Annotated in this window: 19 protein-coding genes; 6 read left to right on the top strand and 13 right to left on the bottom strand. The window is 61.1% G+C overall.

The features are described from left to right. Positions 1-78: 78 nt before the first annotated feature. Both ACP7BS_RS21455 and ACP7BS_RS21450 read right to left on the bottom strand, forming a co-directional pair. Complete coding sequence (locus ACP7BS_RS21455; protein WP_426239754.1) at positions 79-1,968, bottom strand: ATP-binding cassette domain-containing protein; 1,890 nt, start codon at positions 1,966-1,968, stop codon at positions 79-81. Between the two features lie 58 nt (positions 1,969-2,026). Further along, positions 2,027-3,106, bottom strand: a complete 1,080-nt coding sequence (locus ACP7BS_RS21450) for a GGDEF domain-containing protein (RefSeq protein WP_426239753.1) — start codon at positions 3,104-3,106, stop codon at positions 2,027-2,029. Between the two features lie 238 nt (positions 3,107-3,344). On the opposite strand from ACP7BS_RS21450, the gene ACP7BS_RS21445 reads away from it, so the two are divergent. Next, entirely contained in the window at positions 3,345-4,523 is a 1,179-nt protein-coding gene (locus ACP7BS_RS21445; RefSeq protein ID WP_426239752.1) for a low temperature requirement protein A, read from the top strand. Between the two features lie 12 nt (positions 4,524-4,535). On the opposite strand, the gene ACP7BS_RS21440 is transcribed toward ACP7BS_RS21445, so the two are convergent. Then, a complete protein-coding gene (locus ACP7BS_RS21440) occupies positions 4,536-4,757 on the bottom strand; it encodes a hypothetical protein (RefSeq protein ID WP_426231825.1) in 222 nt (73 codons plus the stop codon). A 116-nt stretch (positions 4,758-4,873) separates the two neighbouring features. Next, positions 4,874-5,389: a DinB family protein gene (locus tag ACP7BS_RS21435; RefSeq protein WP_426239751.1), complete on the bottom strand. Its 516-nt coding sequence runs from the start codon at positions 5,387-5,389 to the stop codon at positions 4,874-4,876. A 156-nt stretch (positions 5,390-5,545) separates the two neighbouring features. Between ACP7BS_RS21435 and ACP7BS_RS21430 the strand changes: the two genes are divergently transcribed. Continuing rightward, positions 5,546-6,235, top strand: coding sequence for a glutathione S-transferase family protein (locus tag ACP7BS_RS21430; protein ID WP_426239750.1), 690 nt, complete (start codon positions 5,546-5,548; stop codon positions 6,233-6,235). Between the two features lie 101 nt (positions 6,236-6,336). After that, a complete protein-coding gene (gene ndk / locus ACP7BS_RS21425) occupies positions 6,337-6,759 on the top strand; it encodes a nucleoside-diphosphate kinase (RefSeq protein WP_426239749.1) in 423 nt (140 codons plus the stop codon). 90 nt (positions 6,760-6,849) lie between these two features. Here ndk and ACP7BS_RS21420 read toward each other — a convergent pair whose 3' ends face one another. Together ACP7BS_RS21420 and ACP7BS_RS21415 are read right to left on the bottom strand one after the other, a co-directional pair. After that, the gene (locus tag ACP7BS_RS21420; RefSeq protein ID WP_426239748.1) at positions 6,850-7,365 is read right to left on the bottom strand and encodes a hypothetical protein; all 516 of its coding nucleotides are present in this window, start codon (positions 7,363-7,365) and stop codon (positions 6,850-6,852) included. Further along, positions 7,362-7,922 (bottom strand): CGNR zinc finger domain-containing protein, encoded by a 561-nt coding sequence (locus ACP7BS_RS21415; RefSeq protein ID WP_426239747.1) that lies wholly within the window; start codon positions 7,920-7,922, stop codon positions 7,362-7,364. Before ACP7BS_RS21415 ends, ACP7BS_RS21420 begins: the two co-directional genes overlap by 4 nt. Before the next feature lie 65 nt (positions 7,923-7,987). Between ACP7BS_RS21415 and ACP7BS_RS21410 the strand changes: the two genes are divergently transcribed. Further along, positions 7,988-8,884 carry a branched-chain amino acid ABC transporter permease gene (locus ACP7BS_RS21410; protein WP_426239746.1) on the top strand — a complete coding sequence of 299 codons (897 nt, stop codon included), beginning with the start codon at positions 7,988-7,990 and terminating at the stop codon, positions 8,882-8,884. Positions 8,885-8,897: 13 nt separating this feature from the next. Here the strand turns inward: ACP7BS_RS21410 and ACP7BS_RS21405 are convergent, their stop codons facing one another. The 3 genes from ACP7BS_RS21405 to pgsA are packed head-to-tail and all read right to left on the bottom strand — an operon-like array spanning position 8,898 to position 10,217. Continuing rightward, the gene (locus tag ACP7BS_RS21405) at positions 8,898-9,365 is read right to left on the bottom strand and encodes a molybdenum cofactor biosynthesis protein MoaE (RefSeq protein ID WP_426239745.1); all 468 of its coding nucleotides are present in this window, start codon (positions 9,363-9,365) and stop codon (positions 8,898-8,900) included. Between the two features lie 4 nt (positions 9,366-9,369). Continuing rightward, entirely contained in the window at positions 9,370-9,630 is a 261-nt protein-coding gene (moaD, locus tag ACP7BS_RS21400; RefSeq protein ID WP_426239744.1) for a molybdopterin converting factor subunit 1, read from the bottom strand. After that, complete coding sequence (pgsA, locus tag ACP7BS_RS21395) at positions 9,630-10,217, bottom strand: CDP-diacylglycerol--glycerol-3-phosphate 3-phosphatidyltransferase (RefSeq protein ID WP_113317923.1); 588 nt, start codon at positions 10,215-10,217, stop codon at positions 9,630-9,632. Before pgsA ends, moaD begins: the two co-directional genes overlap by 1 nt. 214 nt (positions 10,218-10,431) lie before the next feature. Between pgsA and ACP7BS_RS21390 the strand changes: the two genes are divergently transcribed. Then, positions 10,432-11,523: a helix-turn-helix transcriptional regulator gene (locus ACP7BS_RS21390; protein WP_426239743.1), complete on the top strand. Its 1,092-nt coding sequence runs from the start codon at positions 10,432-10,434 to the stop codon at positions 11,521-11,523. Between the two features lie 21 nt (positions 11,524-11,544). On the opposite strand, the gene uvrC is transcribed toward ACP7BS_RS21390, so the two are convergent. Both uvrC and ACP7BS_RS21380 read right to left on the bottom strand, forming a co-directional pair. Then, on the bottom strand, positions 11,545-13,572 hold the full coding sequence (gene uvrC / locus ACP7BS_RS21385) for an excinuclease ABC subunit UvrC (protein WP_426231815.1): 2,028 nt from the start codon (positions 13,570-13,572) through the stop codon (positions 11,545-11,547). Next, a complete protein-coding gene (locus tag ACP7BS_RS21380) occupies positions 13,569-14,363 on the bottom strand; it encodes an SDR family oxidoreductase (protein WP_426239742.1) in 795 nt (264 codons plus the stop codon). The genes uvrC and ACP7BS_RS21380 overlap by 4 nt, the downstream gene beginning before the upstream one ends. Before the next feature lie 334 nt (positions 14,364-14,697). Here ACP7BS_RS21380 and ACP7BS_RS21375 point away from each other — a divergent pair, with 334 nt between their 5' ends. Continuing rightward, a complete protein-coding gene (locus ACP7BS_RS21375) occupies positions 14,698-15,339 on the top strand; it encodes an outer membrane protein (protein WP_426239741.1) in 642 nt (213 codons plus the stop codon). Between the two features lie 75 nt (positions 15,340-15,414). Here ACP7BS_RS21375 and ACP7BS_RS21370 read toward each other — a convergent pair whose 3' ends face one another. Further along, positions 15,415-16,005, bottom strand: a complete 591-nt coding sequence (locus tag ACP7BS_RS21370) for a glutathione S-transferase family protein (RefSeq protein ID WP_426239740.1) — start codon at positions 16,003-16,005, stop codon at positions 15,415-15,417. Between the two features lie 38 nt (positions 16,006-16,043). Next, positions 16,044-16,802 carry a ribonuclease T2 family protein gene (locus ACP7BS_RS21365; protein WP_426239739.1) on the bottom strand — a complete coding sequence of 253 codons (759 nt, stop codon included), beginning with the start codon at positions 16,800-16,802 and terminating at the stop codon, positions 16,044-16,046. Between the last annotated feature and the right edge of the window lie 5 nt (positions 16,803-16,807).

Raw genomic sequence — 16,807 nt, 5'->3', positions numbered from 1 at the left:
TGACGGGGAGCCTAGTGGCCCGTGTTCCCAATCACAGGTCGATAACTGGAAACGCTTTTTTCAGTTGGCCGCCGCCGATCAGCTTGCCATTGCCTGTTCGTATTCGTCGGACAATGTCATCCAGTGCTCTTCGGCCTTGGCGAGCTTGGCCACGACTTCGGCGCGTTCCTTGACCTTGGCAGCCGCCTTTTCCGGGAACTTGTCGTAGAGGTCCTGGTCTTCAAGCTCCTTGTCGAGGGCTTGAATCTGTTTGTTCAGTTTTGCCGTCAAGGATTCGACATCGTTGATCTTTTTCTTCAGCGGCGCGAAGGTGGCGCGCTTGTCGGCATTGGCCTTGCGTTGCTCGGCCTTGCTCAGCTGCTCCTCGCCGCCGTTACCCTTGCTCTTGCCGCCCTTGCCCTTGGAACTCTGGACGATGGTTGCGCGGTAGTCCTCTAGGTCGCCGTCATAGTTGGAGACGGTACCGTCCTTCACCAGCCACAGCCGGTCGGCCGTCGCCTCGATCAGGTGGCGATCGTGCGAGATCAGGATGACGGCGCCGGTATATTCGTTCAGCGCCTGGATCAGTGCGTTGCGGCTGTCGATATCCAGATGGTTGGTCGGCTCATCGAGGATCAACAGGTTCGGCGCATCGAAGGCGGCAAGGCCCATCAGCAGACGGGCCTTTTCACCACCGGAGAGGTCCTTGGCCGGCGTGCTCATCTTGGCGGTGGCAAGGCCCATCTGGGCGACGCGGGCGCGCACCTTGCCTTCGGTGGCACCGGGCATGCGCTGGCGCACATGTTCGACGGCATCGTGTTCGGGGATCAGGTCGTCGAGCTGGTGCTGGGCGAAGAAGCCGATCTTCAGGCCCGGCGCCGTCTGGACCGAGCCGCCGGTGGCGGGCAGGCGGCCGGAGATCAGCTTGGCGAAGGTGGACTTGCCGTTGCCGTTCGAGCCGAGCAGCGCGATGCGGTCGTCGGTGTCGATGCGCAGCGACATGTGCTGCAAGATCGGCTTGCCCGGCGTATAGCCGACGGTGCCGTTTTCCAGCGCGATGATTGGCGATGCGGCTTCCTTCTCCGGATCGGGGAACTTGAAGCCCTGAACGTGATCCTCGATGACGGACGAGACCGTGCCCATGCGCTCCAGCGCCTTGACGCGGCTCTGCGCCTGGCGGGCTTTGGAGGCCTTGGCCTTGAAACGGTCGATGAAAGCCTGCAGGTGCTTGCGCGCCGCATCGTTCTTGACCTTGGCCTTGGTCTGCAATTCCATCGCCTCGGCGCGCTGGCGCTCGAACTGGTCGTAGGAACCGCGATAGAAGGTCAGCTTCTGCTGGTCGAGATGGACGATGGCATTGACGGCGGTGTTCAACAGGTCGCGGTCATGGCTGATGATGATGACCGTGTGCGGGTACTTGCTGATGTAATCCTCAAGCCACAACGTGCCTTCAAGGTCGAGATAGTTGGTCGGCTCGTCGAGCAGAAGCAGATCCGGCTCGGAAAACAGCACGGCAGCCAGCGCCACGCGCATGCGCCAGCCGCCGGAGAACGACGAGGCCGGTCGCAACTGCGCGGCGGCATCGAAACCGAGGCCGGCCAGAATGCTGGCGGCGCGCGATTCGGCCGAATGGGCCTGGATATCGGCAAGCCGCATGTGGATGTCGGCGATCCGGTGCGGGTCGGTGGCGGTCTCGGCTTCGGCGAGAAGCGCCTCGCGCTCCTTGTCGGCCTTGAGCACGATCTCGATCAGCGGCTCCTCGGTGCCGGGGGCTTCCTGCGCCACCTGGCCGATGCGGGCATTCTTCGGGATCGAGACCGAACCGGTCTCGGCTTCCATGTCGCCGGTGATGATTTTGAACAGGGTCGACTTGCCGGCGCCGTTCTTGCCGACGAGGCCTGCCTTGATGCCGGCCGGAAGCGCAACGCTGGCCTGGTCGATGAGAAGGCGTCCGACAATGCGGGCCGAAAGATTATTGAGCGTGATCATGGCGGCGTTTTGGCCGAACTCGGCCGAGAAGGCAAGGGTTTGCCGCAGTGCAACAGGGTCAGGCGGCGTGCGGAGAGTAGGTTTTTTTCGTCCGGCCGCCGATTGCGGCGGAAAACACCAAAGTTCCCGGCTTGCCGCCGCTGCGCACGGCCCGAAGCGCAAGCTCGGCCTGGGTGAACAGATCGACCCCACCGGACGCGGTAAACGCCATGGCGATGCCGGTGGATAGCGACAGCGCCTGTGTCGTGAACGCCCGGTTCGGCAAGGCCACCTGGACGCCTTCGACCGATGTGCAGATGCGCTGCGCAATCGCCTCGGCATTGTCGGCCGAGACGTCGTGGAAGATAAAGGCGAACTCGTCGGTGCCGATGCGGGCGACGAAATCGTTCTTCTTGACGGACTTGCGGAATTCCGGCGCCAGTTTCTTCAGCGCCTTTTCGACGGTTGCGGCGCCATGGCGCTCGCCCATGTCACGCAGGCCCTCGACGGCGACCAGCGCCAGCGCTGCCGGTCCGACAGCCTTGCCGTCGTCATAGAGTGCGGTGAGCTTGGCCGAGAAGGCGATGCGGTTCGGCAGGCCGGTGACGGGATCGCGGGTGGCGGCCTTGCGCATCGTCTCGATATCGCTGTCGATGCCGCCAAGCTGCGTCACGGTCTCGTTCATCGCGGCGGCAAAGGCCTTTTCCTCGCGCTCGAACACCGCCACCGCATCGCGCAGGTGCGCGGCATCATCGGCGAAGTCCGACATGCCGGCGACCGGATCGGTTTCTAGCCGGGTGATGAAGCTGCGCAGCATCGCGGCAAAGACTTCCTTCTTGGCGATGCTGTCCTTCAGCACATGGCTGACGGCGGAGATCGAGCGGGCCGTATCGGCGCGGATCGTGTCGGCCTCGATCGCGGCAAAGCCGGACAGGTGATATTGGATGCCGATCTGCTCGATCTGGTTTTGCATCGGGTGCGCGCCGAGCGCCGCGACCTCGCGCGTCAATTGCGGATTGTTGCCGGACAGGGCCTCGTAGAACAGTTCGTAATTGCGCGGGAAAGCGGCAACGCCAAGCTTGGCCATGGTCTGGGCGACCCTGAGCAGGATCGCGGCGTTCTGCGCCTGATTGCCGTCGTGCTGGGGCTTGTCCGTCATTGCGCATCCCTCACAAAACCGCGGAAAGCGCGGTGGTTGCAGGAGAAAGCTGATAAAGCATCGGGATTAAAAGACTGTCAAAGGCGCGAGCGGTTACCCTTGGCAAAACTGCCGGGCCGCCGTAATTTGCGCCGTTGCCCGACACGGGCAGCGCTCTATATCACCTGCGAAATCAGGCGGGAAAACATCATGTACAGGGATGATCGGGTAAAGAGCAGCGGCAAAAACGGAGCGTCTCATGCCGGCTAAGCGTCCGAATTGGCTGCGCACAGAAGAGCCCGACCAGACCAGCGCCAGTTTTCCCGAACTGTTCTTCGATCTGGTCTTCGTTTTCGCGCTCGTGCAGCTGTCGCATACGCTGGCCTCCGATTTCGGGCCGACGGCGGCATTCGAATCCATGCTTTTGGTCCTGGCAATCTGGTGGGTCTGGATCAATACGACCTGGGTCACCAATCTTTTGCACACCGGCACGGAAGCCGTCAGGCTGATGCTGTTCTGCCTGATGTTCGGCGGCGTGCTGCTGGCGCTGGCGCTGCCGGAAGCCTTTGGCGAGCATGGGCTGATGTTCGCGCTGATCTACTGCGCCATGCAGGTCGGCCGCTCGCTCTTCACGCTCTATGCCTATCGGGGTGTCGACGACGCATCCTTCACCACCTTCGTGCGGATCACGCTCTGGACGCTGGCCTCGTCCGTCTTCTGGCTGGCCGGCGCGATGATGGAGCTGGAAGGCCGGATCGCGCTGTGGAGCTTCGCTTTGATCATCGACTATGCCTCGCCCGCCGTCCGCTACGCCGTGCCGGGCCTTGGAAAATCGCCGCCGGAAACGCTGGATGTCTCGGGCGAGCACATGGCCGAACGCTGCGCCCTGTTCGTCATCATCTGCCTGGGCGAAACCATCCTGACCACCGGCAAGAACGCCGCCGAGCATATGAACTCGAACACGACCTTTGCGGTGTTCTGCAGTGCCTTCCTCAGCACCGGCTTCATGTGGTGGATCTATTTCCATCATGGACAGGCGGATGCGGCCGACAAGGCGGAAAACACCTCACGCCCGGAGAGCGTTGCGCACAACCTGTTCACCTACGGCCATCTGCCGATCATCGCCGGCATCATCCTGACGGCGGTCGGCGAGGATTTCAGCCTGTCGCATGCGCAGGAGGATAGCTCGCTGAAAAACGCACTGGCGATGATCGGCGGCCCGATCCTGTTTCTCGCCGGCAATATCTGGGTGAAGATGGCAGTCGCCCGAAAAATCCCGGTGTCGCATATCGCCGGGCTGGTTCTGCTTGCGGCAACCGCCGGGCTCGTGCCGTTCTGCAGCAATTATATCATCCAGATCACCGCGACCGCAGTGCTGTTCGTTGTCGCTGTCTGGGAATATTGGGCTTTGCGGCACGCCACAGGCGCTGCCGCATAACCGGGGCAGGCGTCAGAACGATGCCGAGACGATCTGCTTTGCGCTGTCGGGCAGCGCCGAGAACAGGGCAGAGAGATCCTGCCAGCCATCGGGGCGGCGTCCCGACACATTCTCCGGCCAGTGGCAGATGCCGTCGTCATGGATGTAGCCGACCCAGCGCTGCTCGTCCTGATTTTCAAAATGCAGCACGGCAAGCTTGCCGGCCTCAAGCGCTTCGATGGGATACCAATCCATGGCGTCGTCCTGCTCCATTCTTAAAATATGAACGGACTATGACGCGGCTGACTTGCTCAAGCCTTGTGACATTGCTGTGACATCAGCGAAGAACCAAATGATTTCCGGTGCTTGCCTCACTCCGCATAATGCCGGAATTCCGGCGCCCGCAAGAAATAGCTCATGTCCAGCGCAAGGCTCGGCCCGCCCAGCGCCGTCAATGTCATGTGACACTGGCCGCGATGGTGGGTCTGGTGGTTGAAGAAATGGGCGAGCGGCGGGGCGAGGCGCTGGGTGACGGGGATGGGGTTGCTGACCGGCGTATAGGTAAACCGGCCGGCGAGATCGTCTTCGCTGAGGCCGGCGACAAAGGCGACGATGCGCGCGTCTTCCGCGGTTCGTGCAGCCGAGAGTTCGGCGAAATCATCGAACAGGATGCCGTCGAGTGTTGCCGGCGCTTCGCCGGTGCCGGTAAAACGCTTCATCCAGATCCGGTCGGCTGATAGCACGTGGTTGAGCGTCGCGTGCAGCGAGCCGAAGAAAGCGCCCTTGTTGTCGCGGTATCGCGCGTCGTCGAGCTTGCCAGCCGCGTCAAAGACAAGCCGGTTGGCCCAGCGATTATAGTCGGCAAACATCCGGTAGTGATCGAGCATCGCGGTAGTCCCCAAGGTTTTGCGCAGTCTAGCGCCAAAACGCATCGCGATGGGTGATGCGATCCATGAAATTTACTGATTTGATTGTTGGCTGTCTGTGGTTTCGAATGCCCATGTTGCCATGCTTTTGGTTGCCATGCCTTTGAAGGAGACGACATGACCCGCACCCTCTATACGCTCTGCGGCGCAGACCGGAGCCGGCCGTTTTCGCCCCATACGTGGAAGACGGTCCTGTCGCTTGCCCATAAGGGCCTGGATCACCAGACCATGCCGGTGGGCTTCACCCAGATCCCGGTGATCGAGAACGCGGCAACGAAGATCGTACCCTTGCTGCGCGACGGCGAGCAATTGGTCAGTGACAGCTTTGAGATCGCGCTTTATCTGGAGAAGACCTATCCGGATCGTCCATCGCTGTTTGGCGGCGAGGGCGGCAAGGGGATGGCACGGTTCATCGAGAGCTGGTCGCTGATGACATTGCACACATCGCTTGTGCGCATCATCCTCAAGGACATTCACGGCAGCCTGGAGCCGGTCGATCAGGCCTATTTCCGCACCTCCCGCGAAGCCCGCTTCGGCATGAGCCTCGAGGCGGTGGCCGAAACCGGGATAGAGGAACTAAAGACCTTCGCGGCAAAGCTTGAGCCGTTGCGCACGATGCTGAAGAAGCAGCCGTTCATCGGCGGCGAGACACCATTGTTTGCCGACTATATCGTCTTCGGGCCACTGCAATGGGCGCGCATCGTCTCGACGAAGCGGATTCTCGAGCCGGGCGATCCGGTGATCGAGTGGTTCGAGCGTTGCCTCGATCTGCATAACGGTGCCGGGCGCTGCGTGACAGCGGCGTGAAACTTCGCGTCTCCCCCTTGTTTTGCACGGAATTGGCGGCTATTGAACCGCAAAATTCGCGGAAAAACCCCCGATTTATGTAAGCAAAGGGAATTGAGACAATGGCGATTGAACGCACATTTTCGATGATCAAGCCGGACGCAACCAAGCGTAACCTGACGGGCGCCATCACCAAGATGCTCGAAGACGCAGGTCTGCGCGTCATCGCTTCCAAGCGCGTCTGGATGAGCACCCGCGAAGCCGAAGGTTTTTACGCCGTTCACAAGGAACGTCCTTTCTTCGGCGAACTGGTTGAAGGCATGACCTCCGGCCCGACCGTCGTCCAGGTTCTGGAAGGCGAAGGCGCCATCCTGAAGAACCGCGAAATCATGGGCGCGACCAACCCGGCCAACGCCGACGAAGGCACGATCCGCAAGACCCACGCTCTGTCGATCGGCGAAAATTCGGTTCACGGTTCGGACGCTCCGGAAACCGCTGCCCAGGAAATCAAGTACTGGTTCTCCGACACCGAAATCGTCGGCTGAATCAATCTCTGAGGGTTTTGACCCGAGGAATTTGAAAAGACTGTAAAAAGCCGGGGCGGAAACGCTCCGGCTTTTTTATGTTATGGCGTCTCAGGTAGGACACTTCGCTGTCTGGAAATGCTCCGGGGCCTTGCCGTTCTTGAAGACGTCCGGGTTCTTGTCATAGGCCGGGCCGACCACCAGGGCTTCTGCGGGCATGATGTCCTGGTCGAGGTTGGAAATGACCGAGGTTTTCAGTGTCTGCAGGATGGTGCCGTCGGGGCCTTTGACTTCGATCGTCACCGCATAGGGTTTTTGTCTCTTCACGCAGGTGACGTCGGGGCTTTCTAGAACGATCTTGTCGAGCTTTGGAAACAGCTTGCGGTCGAGCGTCAGGGGCGGACCGCCGGATGGATCTTCGAATGTGGCGACAACGGTGCTGCCGTCCGCAACCTGTTCGGTCTTTGTCAGCGTGATCATGTAGGTTGCATAGGCGAGGCGGTAGTTGAAGATGAACATCTTGCCGGTCAACTGAAGCGGGTCGGGGCCGGTCTCGCGCTGGCAGGCAGGCAGAACGGCCATAACGGTAAGAAGCGGGGCAGCAAGGGTGAGGCGCCGGGTGCTCATGCGGCAAACTCCTTCTTCTGGCGCTGGTAGTGGCGGTTGGCCTTGGCGCGGTTGCCGCAGACCGTCATGTCGCACCAGGTGCGGCTGCGGTTGCGGCTGCGGTCGAGAAACAGCCATCGGCAATTGGGGCAGATTTTCAGCCGCTCTGGCTCGCTGAATGTCGCCAGCATCAGCGCCGAGCGCGCCGTGGCGGCATCGAGCGGCGTTCGCGCGGTTTCCGCCTTATGCCTGCGGATGATGGCGGAGGCCGCGTCGAGCAGGTCGGCCAGATCGTCTCCGGTGGAGGCGCCGAGCACGCGGGCACGAAAATGCCGGTCGGTGGCCTCGCGCAGGTTCAGAAACGCCTCGCGGTTTTCCAGGGCAACCGGATCCAGCACCCCGAACAGCTGCTTTTCCGCAGAGAACCGGTTTGCTGCAGCGGCAAAGTCGCGCATCGCAACGGGATCGGCATAGCGGTCGATCCGCCGCTCGGCGTCGAAACGCAGGATCACCGAATTGGCGACATCGAGGGCGAGTGTGCCACCGGAAAAGCGATGCTGGGTCCAGGAAAACGTCATGCAATATCCTAACTGGTAAAACGCATTTTACCAGTTATACTGATTTTGTCATCAGTGGATGTGTCATGGCCTATTTTCTGCAGCAGCTTGCCAGCGCCCTGCCTATCGCGGCTCTTTATGCGCTGCTCGCCTTCGGCTATTCCATCGCCTTTTCCGTTACCCGGCGAGCGGATCTCACCTATGGCGCACTGTTCGGCTTTGCCGGGCAGATATTCCTGCTGTTTTCCGATTTTGCCTGGAACCGCCTGTGGCTGGTGCTGCCGGCAGCGTTTGCGGTCGGTGCGGTCTCAGCTCTGGTCTATACGCTCGGCGCCGGCCTGTTGATCGGCCGTTCGATCATGCACAGGCTGGCGGCAACCTCGGCCAACACGGTGGTGGTCGTCTCGCTCGGCATCGCGCTGGTGCTGATGGAAGTGTCGCGGATCGCGGCGCAGACGCGCAGCCTGTGGCTGCCGCCTTTTCTCAATACGCCGGTGACGCTCTGGTCCGATCCACGATTTCCGGTGACGCTGACGGTGGTGCAGCTTGTCAACACGGCGCTGATGCTGGCCATCATCGGGGCAGGGCAGCTGTTCCTCGCGCGCTCGGCCTGGGGCCGTGCATGGCGGGCCGTGTCCGACGATGCGGGTGCTGCGGCATTGTGCGGCGTGGATGGCCGCCGCATCTTCATCGCCGCCTACGGATTTTCGGCCCTTTTGGCGGCGATCGCGGGCATTCTGGCGACGGCCTATTACGGCACGATGGATTTCGGCGCTGGTCTGGTGTTCGGCGTCAAGGTGCTGTTCATTGCCGCGATCGGCGGCCAGACCGCACCTGTCCTGGCGGCCGTGGGGGCAGCGGTGATGGGATTGAGCGAAACGCTATGGAGCGCCTATGGGCCAATGCTGTGGCGGGATTTTGTGATTTTTTCGTTCCTGGTGCTGCTTTTGGTGCTGACGCGCAAGGAGCAGTTTCAGCCCTGACAGATTGGCCTGGTCAGTCCGACCAGCGGTCCCTTGCGCTGTCGTCCTCGTCCTTGGCGCTTACCCAGCCACCCACAGTACCATCGGTGCCATGTTCCTTCTTCCAGAAGGGGGCCGCGGTTTTCAAGAAATCCATGATGAAATTGGCACCATCGAAGGCCGCCTGCCGGTGCGGCGAGGCGGTGATGACAAGCACGATGTTTTCGCCGGGCGCGATCTTGCCGTAGCGATGGATGGCTGTGACGGCCTGAAGGCTGAAGCGGGTGATAGCTTCGTCGCAGATACGGGTGATTTCGGCTTGCGCCATGCCTGGATAGTGCTCGAGTTCAAGCGCGCTCAGCGTTCCGGCTTCGTCGCGGCAAAGCCCGGAAAACGTCACCACGGCGCCGATATCGTGGTGGCCGGCCGAAAGTGCCTGTACTTCCGATGCCAGATCGAAATCGCCGCGCTGGACGCGCACCGTGACGGGAGCGGCCGTCACGGTCTCAGCCTCCGGTCATCGGCGGGAAAAGAGCGATTTCCCGCGCACCGGTGATCGTCTCGTCGTGATCGACATGTTCCTGGTTGATGGCGACGCGGATGACGTTTTCATGCTCCAGCGCCGTCTCGTATTCGTCGCCCAGCGTCTTCAGGTGGGCGAGCAGGTCGCCTGCCGTGACCACGCTGTCCGGAAGCTCCAGCGTTTCCTCGCCCCTGCCGATCCGCTCGCGCACCCAGGCGAAATAGACGAGATTGACGCTCGCCATCAGTCGACCATGTGTTTCAGGCCGGCGCGAAAATAGTCGTAGCCGGTATAGAGCGTGATGGCGGCGGCAAGCCAGAGCAGGCCGATGCCCATTTCGGTCGTGTAGGGCAGCACCTTGTCGCCGGCAGGGCCGGCCAGCAGGAAGGCGATGGCAACCATCTGGATCGTCGTTTTCCATTTGGCGATGCGGGTTACCGGCACGCTGACCTTCAGGGCGGCGAGATATTCGCGCAGGCCGGAAACGAGGATTTCACGGCACAGAATGATGATCGCAGCCCAGATCGACCAGCCGGCAATCGTGCCATCGGCGGCGACCAGCAGCAGAACCGAAGCGACCAGCAGCTTGTCGGCGATCGGATCCAGCATGCGGCCGATATTGGAGGTCTGTTTCCAGATGCGCGCCAGGTAACCATCGAAGAAATCGGTGATCGAGGCCACGGCAAACAGCCCCAGCGCCGTCCATCGGGCAAAATCCGAGCTCTGCAGCCTGCCTTCGACAAAGAAACACAGGACGATCAGCGGCACGGCCAGAATACGGGCATAGGTCAGGAGATTGGGAATGTTGTAAGCGGCAGGCGTGGTGGACATCGATTCGGGTTCTCTGCGAGTTCTTTGACGACAGATGAAAGACTTTGTGACTGCGGCGTCAACCAGTCATTAGAGATCGGCCTGAATTATGGCGGAATTCGTCTGAACGCAGGGTGAACTGAAAGCCCCATTTTTGGTCTGTTCACGCATTGCGCTTGGCAAAAGCTCCGTCCTTAGGGCATCATCGAATAAATGCTCCAACGCAGAGCAAATAATGTCCGATGACATGACGCTGATCGACAGGATTTACGAAGCCGCAGTTATTCCCGAGCTGTGGCCGGATGTCTGCGCCAGTCTGGCTGAGGAAGTCTCCGGGTTTTCCGCTGGCATCCTGACCATTGATACGGATTCGACGATGCGATGGGTGTGTTCGCCGAACATCGCGGAACAGATGGAGCGGTATGCGGCGAGCGAGGTGAAACTGCAGAACCCGCGGCCCGAGCGCTCGATGCAGTTATCGCCGATGGCGTTCGCCCGGGATGTCGATCTGATGACCGCCGAAGAAATCGCGGCCGATCCCATCTACAACACATTTTTACGGCCGGTTGGTCTCGGCTGGAGCATGGGAGCGGTGCTGACCGAGCCGTCGGGACACACCCTGATCTTCGACATGATCGGCCGCAGCAGTGACGGACCTTTCTCGATCGCGGCTCTCGATCGTGCCAACAGCTTGAAAGGCGATCTTGCCCGCGCCACGCTGATCGCGTCGCGGATGGTTTTCCGGCAGGCAGAAAGCATCGCGGCAACGCTTGCGTTGATCGGTCTTCCGGCCGCGGTTCTCGGCAACGACAATCGGGTGCTGGCGATGAACGATGATATGGAAGCGCTCTCGCCGCGCATTCGCACCGGTGCCGCCAACAGGATTTCACTGAAAAACCCTACGGTCAACGGACTGGTTCTGGCGGCGCTGGATCAGTTGGTTGTCGCGCAGGCATCCAACGTCCAGTCCATTCCCCTGGCGGCGGAACAGGGCATGCCGGCCCTGATCCTGCATCTGCTGCCGGTGAGGCGCAATGCGCGCGACATCTTTTCCAAGAGCCTTGCGGTGCTGATCGCGACACCGGTCGGCCAGGCAGGGCCGCCGGATATGCGGGTGCTGAGCGGCCTGTTCGACCTGACGCCCGGAGAGGCCCGTGTGGCCCGGGAACTTGCCTCCGGCGCAAGCCTGGAGGCCGTATCCGTCAAGCTCGGCCTGAAGCTGGAAACGGTCCGAACCTATCTGAAACGCATTTTCCTCAAGACCGGAACGCGGCGTCAGGCGGAGTTGACCTATATGCTCTCCGGTCTGGGGCGGCTGACCGTCTAGGCCTTGAAGGCAGGCACACGCCTATTTCGTGCCGTCCTCATGGAAATGATCGTAGACCAGCCGCGCCACCGCTTCGGAAATGCCCTCGACGGCGGTCAGGTCGTTGATCCCGGCGCGTGAGACGGCCTTGGCGGTGCCGAAATGATGGAGCAGGGCGCGCTTGCGGGTCGGGCCGATGCCGCCGATCTCGTCGAGCGGGTTCTTGACCATCTCCTTCTTGCGCCGCGCCCGGTGCGTGCCGATGGCAAACCGGTGCGCTTCGTCGCGCATGCGCTGGATGAAATAGAGCACGGGATCGCGCGGCGGCAGCGAAAACCCGTCACGGCTGCCGCCCGGCGGAAAGAACCGCTCGCGGCCGGCCTCGCGATCGACGCCCTTGGCGACGCCGATGGCGGTGACGCAATCCTCGATATCCAACTCTTTGAGAATGGCGCGCACCGCCGTCATCTGGCCCTGGCCGCCATCGATGAGGATCACATCCGGCCAGGCCGGGAACGCGCTGTCCTCGTTGGTCTCGACACTGCGGTCGGGTTTTCCCTCTTCCTTCAAAAGCCGCGAAAACCGTCGCGTCATCACTTCCTTCATCATGCCAAAATCGTCGCCTGGGGTGATGTCGGTCGATTTGATGTTGAACTTCCGGTATTGGCTTTTGACGAAACCTTCCGGCCCCGCCACCACCATGCCGCCGACGGCATTGGTGCCCATGATGTGGGAATTGTCGTAGATCTCGATGCGGCGCGGGGCGCGCTCGAGCTTGAACGTCGTGGCAAAGCCGTCCAGCAGCCGTGATTGCGAGGCGGTTTCGGCCAGTTTGCGGCCATGCGCCTCGCGGGCATTGGCAATGGCATGCTCGACCAGATCCTTCTTCTCGCCACGCTGCGGCACCAGAATGACGACCTTGTAGCCGGATTTTTCGCTGAGTGCTGCGCCGAGCAGCTCCTGCTCCTCGACTGTCTCGCAGAGCAGGAGTTGCCGGGGACAGGGCTTGTCGTCGTAGAACTGAGCAAGGAACGCGCTGAGCACTTCGGCTGACGTGAGCGTTGGGTCGGCCTTGGGGAAATAGGCGCGGTTGCCCCAGTTCTGGCCGGTGCGGAAGAAGAATACCTGGATGCAGGAGACGCCGCCTTCGTGATGGATGGCGAAGACATCGGCTTCCTCGACCCCGGACGGATTGATACCCTGGTGGCTCTGGACATGCGACAGCGCCGCGAGCCGGTCGCGGTAGAGCGCCGCCCGCTCGAAATCGAGATTTTCGGAGGCCTCGCTCATCGCCGCCGAAATCGTCGCCTTCACCGCCTGGCTCTTGCCCGAGAGGAAATCCTTGGCCTCGGTTACCAGCTCGGCATAGTCGGCGTCGCTGACCTCATGGGTGCAGGGTGCGGCGCAGCGCTTGATCTGATGCAGCAGGCAGGGGCGGGTGCGGCTTTCAAACACGCTGTCGGTGCAGGTGCGCAGCAGAAAGGCACGCTGCAGCGAATTGATGGTGCGGCCGACGGCGCCGGCCGAGGCGAAGGGACCAAAGAAATCGCCCTTGCGGCTGCGCGCGCCGCGATGCTTGTACAGCGCCGGTGCGCGGCTGTCGCCCGTCACCAGAATATAGGGAAACGACTTGTCGTCGCGCAACAGCACGTTGAAGCGCGGCCGCAGGCGCTTGATCAGGTTGGCTTCGAGCAGCAGCGCCTCGATCTCGGTGCGCGTCGTGACGAATTCCATATGGGCGGTTTCGCGCACCATCTTGGTCAGGCGGTTGGAATGCAGCCGTCCTTGCGCATAGTTGCTGACGCGCTTCTTCAGGTTTCGTGCCTTGCCGACATAGAGCACGTCGCCGGCTTCGTTGAACATGCGGTAGACGCCGGGGCTGTTGGGCAAGAGCTTGACGAAGGCCTGGATCAGGTCGGCACCGCGCAAGCCGTCGGGAATGGCGCTGGTCTCCGCCCAGTCGAGGATCGGCGCCGGCGCAGCCGGATCCGTTCCCTCGATCAGGTCTTCGTCGTCCCTGGCATTTTCATCATAGAGAATGCCGCCATCGTTGGGCACGCGCCCGTTCATTCCACGATCTCCAAAATATCCGGCGTTTCCCAGGCCAGATGCTGGCCGCCGTCAAGCGCGATCATCTGGCCGGTGATCGACGGCGTGTCGAACAGGAACCGGATCGTCCGGCCGAATTCGTCAAGCTGCGGACCACGCTTCAAGATCAGCGCCTCGATCTGCGTGTCGAAATCCGTCGTATTCTGCCGTTCGTTCGGCAGCGTCGGGCCGGGGCCGATGCCGTTGACGCGGATTGCCGGAGCCAAGGCCTGCGCCATCGTTTTCGTCGCCGTCAAAAGCGCCGACTTCGACAACATATAGGAATAAAATCTCGGATTGGGAGCCCAGACCCGCTGATCGATGATGTTGACGACCAGCCCGGAATTCTCAGGCGGCAATTGGGCGGCAAAATCACGGGCCAGCAGGGACGGGGCTTTGACGTGCAGGGCGAAATGCCGGTCCCATATCGCTTCGTCAAAGTCTTCAAGGCTGTCTTTCTTGAACAGCGAGGCGTTGTTGACCAGCAGGCCGATCGGTCCAAGCGCTGCGACGGCCTTTTGCATCAATGCCTGGGTCGAGGCCGTATCGGCCAGGTCCGCCATGATTGCCGACGCGGTGCCGCCGTTTGCGCGTATCGTGGCTGCGAGCGCCTCCGCCTGCGCCAGCGATGTGTTGGCGTGAATGGCCACGGCAAAGCCGTGCCGGGCAAGATCCTCGACGATAGCCTTGCCAATGCGTTTGGCACCACCGGTGACCAGCGCTGTTTTCAAAGGCGTGCTCCGGGTGCCGTTATGCGATTCGTATTTTTGCATGCCGCAAGGATATAGGAGGAGGGGCGTTCTTGTGAAACGGCCCGATGCATTCGTTTCGGAAAAATTAATGCAAAAGCGGTAAATTGAATTATTTCGCGTTGTTATAGTATATATTTTATTAATACTGTTTCATGGTTAATAATTACCATGTGGCTCCGAAGCAACATCGAATTTTAGCCATGCTTCCGCCTTTAAAATTTCACAATTTAGCTCTTGAGAATCCGCATTTGATTGTCAATTTCTCCATCAACCGGGCGGGGTTAAATAGAAATTTCCCGATGTATCAGTTTGGGACCGCGAGGGTCCGGAACATCGGTTCGTAAAGGAGACTTTAATGCGTACTCTCATCACCACTCTTATGGCATCTGCCGTATCCCTCATCGCTTTTTCCGCCGTGCAGGCTGCCGACGCGATCGACGAAGTTCCGGCCGCTCCGGCTGCCGAATATAACGAACCGGTTGTCAAGAACTGGTCGGGCGCCTATGTCGGTGGTACCGCCAACTGGGCTCGTGGCGAGTATGGCGCGACCGGCGGCCGTGGTGCGGCCGGCTTCGGCGGCGGTCTCTATGGCGGCTACAACATGCAGAGCGGCAACATCGTTTACGGTGCGGAAGCCGATATCAACTACGGCGACAACGATGCGCGCAACTCCGACCGCCGCATGGAACAGGGCGTCAACGGCTCGGTTCGCGGCCGCGTCGGTTACGACCTGAACCCGGTTCTCGTCTATGGTACGGCCGGTGTCGCTGCATCCAGCGTCAAGGCCACTGGCAATGCAGGCGGCTCGGACAAGAACACGCTGCTCGGCTGGACGGCCGGTGCCGGTGCCGAAGCCTTCGTGACCGACAATGTCACGGCGCGCGTCGAATACCGCTACTCGGACTACGGTTCGAAGGATTTCAACCTGCCGGGCGGCAGGGTTTCGTCGGGCTACGACGAACACAGCGTCCGCGTCGGTATGGGCGTCAAGTTCTGATCCATCAGACTGCACCTGACAAAAAGGCCGGAGCGATCCGGCCTTTTTGCATTTTAATCAGTGATCTCGGCGGTCTCAGACCTTGAACTGGGCGTAGTCGGGGAAGAACTTTTCGAACTTCTGCGGCCAGTTCTTCAGCTTCGGGCGGCCCTTCTGCCATTCACCGGCAAAACGCAACTCGAGATAGCGCAGCAGCGCTGCAAGCGCGAAATGACCGGCATGCAGCTTGGCCCCGGTTTTCGGCATGTTGGCATTGAGGAGGTCGAGGCCGCGGCCGGCCTTTTCCCACTGCCTGTCGATCCAGGGCTGGTGGACCTTTTCCGGCGGATGGAAGCGCTTTTCATAGACGATCGCCAGAAGGCAGTCGCAGATGCCGTCGCACAAGGCTTCCAGTATGTCCACATCGGTGCGCTTCTCAGCGTTGCGCGGATAAAGCTTGCCCTTGGTCTCGCGGTCGATGAAATTCATGATCACGCGGCTGTCGTAGATCGCCTTGCCCTCGTCGGTCACCAGCGTCGGGATCTTGCCGAACGGGTTGCTGGCGATCAGGTCCTGCGGATTGCCGTTGGTGTCGGTCAAAACGTTTTCGGTCGCAAGGCCGGCGTAGCGCGCCGCCATGCGCACCTTGTTGGAATAGGGGGAGGTGGGGGAGTAGAAGATCTTCATGCGGACTTTCTTTCGTTGCATGGTCATTGATGGGAAGATCAGGGGATCGCCGGAAGCTCGAGGCTTTTTACCTTGCAGCCGGCGCGATCGATCTCGCCGCAGGCGCGGAAGCTGAGATCCTTGTTGAAGCAGATGCGGACTTCATCGACGCGGCCGGAGGCACAGGTGACCGCCAGCGCATCGGGGCGCAGGCCCGGATTGGCCGATGTCAGCGCCGTCTCGATTTGCGTGGCATTTGTCCTCTGGTCCGATCCGACCGATTGCAGGGACGGCGGGATCACCAGTTTTTCACGGGCGGCGCGCAAAACGGAAAAATAATCCTTCTGGCTCAGCCCCGAGCAGGAACCGTGCTTGCGCCATTCATGGCCGATCAGCCCCATCGACGGCATGATATCGAACAGGGTTCGCCCCAACGCGTCCGGCACCCGGTCGGATTCCCGCGTCCGGCAGAATTCCGGATAGCCTTGCTCGTTCTGCGGCCAGAGCCCGTGGACGATGAAACCGTGATCGTTGTCCGGGTCGCATTGCATCGATCGTCCCGACGGATCGTTGTCCAGGCACCAGCTTGGCGACCAGGACAGCGACAGGACATAGAAATCGAAACCGCTGCCCAGCGGAACCGACCGGGTTTTCTGACGTGTTCCGCTGGCCGGCGTGCCGATGATCGGCGTGTTGGCCGTGGACGCAGCGGGGTCTGTTTTGACCTTGGAGCTGTCTTCCCCACTCTCGCCGCTGCAGGCAGCAAGCAGCAACAGTCCACAGAGGGCGGCGACAGAAAAGCGAAAGCATGAAATCACCGATT

This window comes from Pararhizobium sp. DWP1-1-3 (genome assembly GCF_049896125.1).
Classification (GTDB): Bacteria; Pseudomonadota; Alphaproteobacteria; order Rhizobiales; family Rhizobiaceae; genus Pararhizobium.
The sequence above is the reverse complement of the archived record's forward strand: the minus strand, read 5'-3'. Positions and strand labels throughout refer to the sequence as shown.

Bases quoted from the DNA above. Each gene is read 5' to 3' on its own strand.
- ACP7BS_RS21455 (WP_426239754.1), bottom strand. From the start codon at position 1,968: ATGATCACGCTCAATAATCTTTCGGCCCGCATTGTCGGACGCCTTCTC.
- ACP7BS_RS21450 (WP_426239753.1), bottom strand. From the start codon at position 3,106: ATGACGGACAAGCCCCAGCACGACGGCAATCAGGCGCAGAACGCCGCG.
- ACP7BS_RS21445 (WP_426239752.1), top strand. From the start codon at position 3,345: ATGCCGGCTAAGCGTCCGAATTGGCTGCGCACAGAAGAGCCCGACCAG.
- ACP7BS_RS21440 (WP_426231825.1), bottom strand. From the start codon at position 4,757: ATGGATTGGTATCCCATCGAAGCGCTTGAGGCCGGCAAGCTTGCCGTG.
- ACP7BS_RS21435 (WP_426239751.1), bottom strand. From the start codon at position 5,389: ATGCTCGATCACTACCGGATGTTTGCCGACTATAATCGCTGGGCCAAC.
- ACP7BS_RS21430 (WP_426239750.1), top strand. From the start codon at position 5,546: ATGACCCGCACCCTCTATACGCTCTGCGGCGCAGACCGGAGCCGGCCG.
- ndk (WP_426239749.1), top strand. From the start codon at position 6,337: ATGGCGATTGAACGCACATTTTCGATGATCAAGCCGGACGCAACCAAG.
- ACP7BS_RS21420 (WP_426239748.1), bottom strand. From the start codon at position 7,365: ATGAGCACCCGGCGCCTCACCCTTGCTGCCCCGCTTCTTACCGTTATG.
- ACP7BS_RS21415 (WP_426239747.1), bottom strand. From the start codon at position 7,922: ATGACGTTTTCCTGGACCCAGCATCGCTTTTCCGGTGGCACACTCGCC.
- ACP7BS_RS21410 (WP_426239746.1), top strand. From the start codon at position 7,988: ATGGCCTATTTTCTGCAGCAGCTTGCCAGCGCCCTGCCTATCGCGGCT.
- moaD (WP_426239744.1), bottom strand. From the start codon at position 9,630: ATGGCGAGCGTCAATCTCGTCTATTTCGCCTGGGTGCGCGAGCGGATC.
- pgsA (WP_113317923.1), bottom strand. From the start codon at position 10,217: ATGTCCACCACGCCTGCCGCTTACAACATTCCCAATCTCCTGACCTAT.
- ACP7BS_RS21390 (WP_426239743.1), top strand. From the start codon at position 10,432: ATGTCCGATGACATGACGCTGATCGACAGGATTTACGAAGCCGCAGTT.
- uvrC (WP_426231815.1), bottom strand. From the start codon at position 13,572: ATGAACGGGCGCGTGCCCAACGATGGCGGCATTCTCTATGATGAAAAT.
- ACP7BS_RS21380 (WP_426239742.1), bottom strand. From the start codon at position 14,363: ATGCAAAAATACGAATCGCATAACGGCACCCGGAGCACGCCTTTGAAA.
- ACP7BS_RS21375 (WP_426239741.1), top strand. From the start codon at position 14,698: ATGCGTACTCTCATCACCACTCTTATGGCATCTGCCGTATCCCTCATC.
- ACP7BS_RS21370 (WP_426239740.1), bottom strand. From the start codon at position 16,005: ATGAAGATCTTCTACTCCCCCACCTCCCCCTATTCCAACAAGGTGCGC.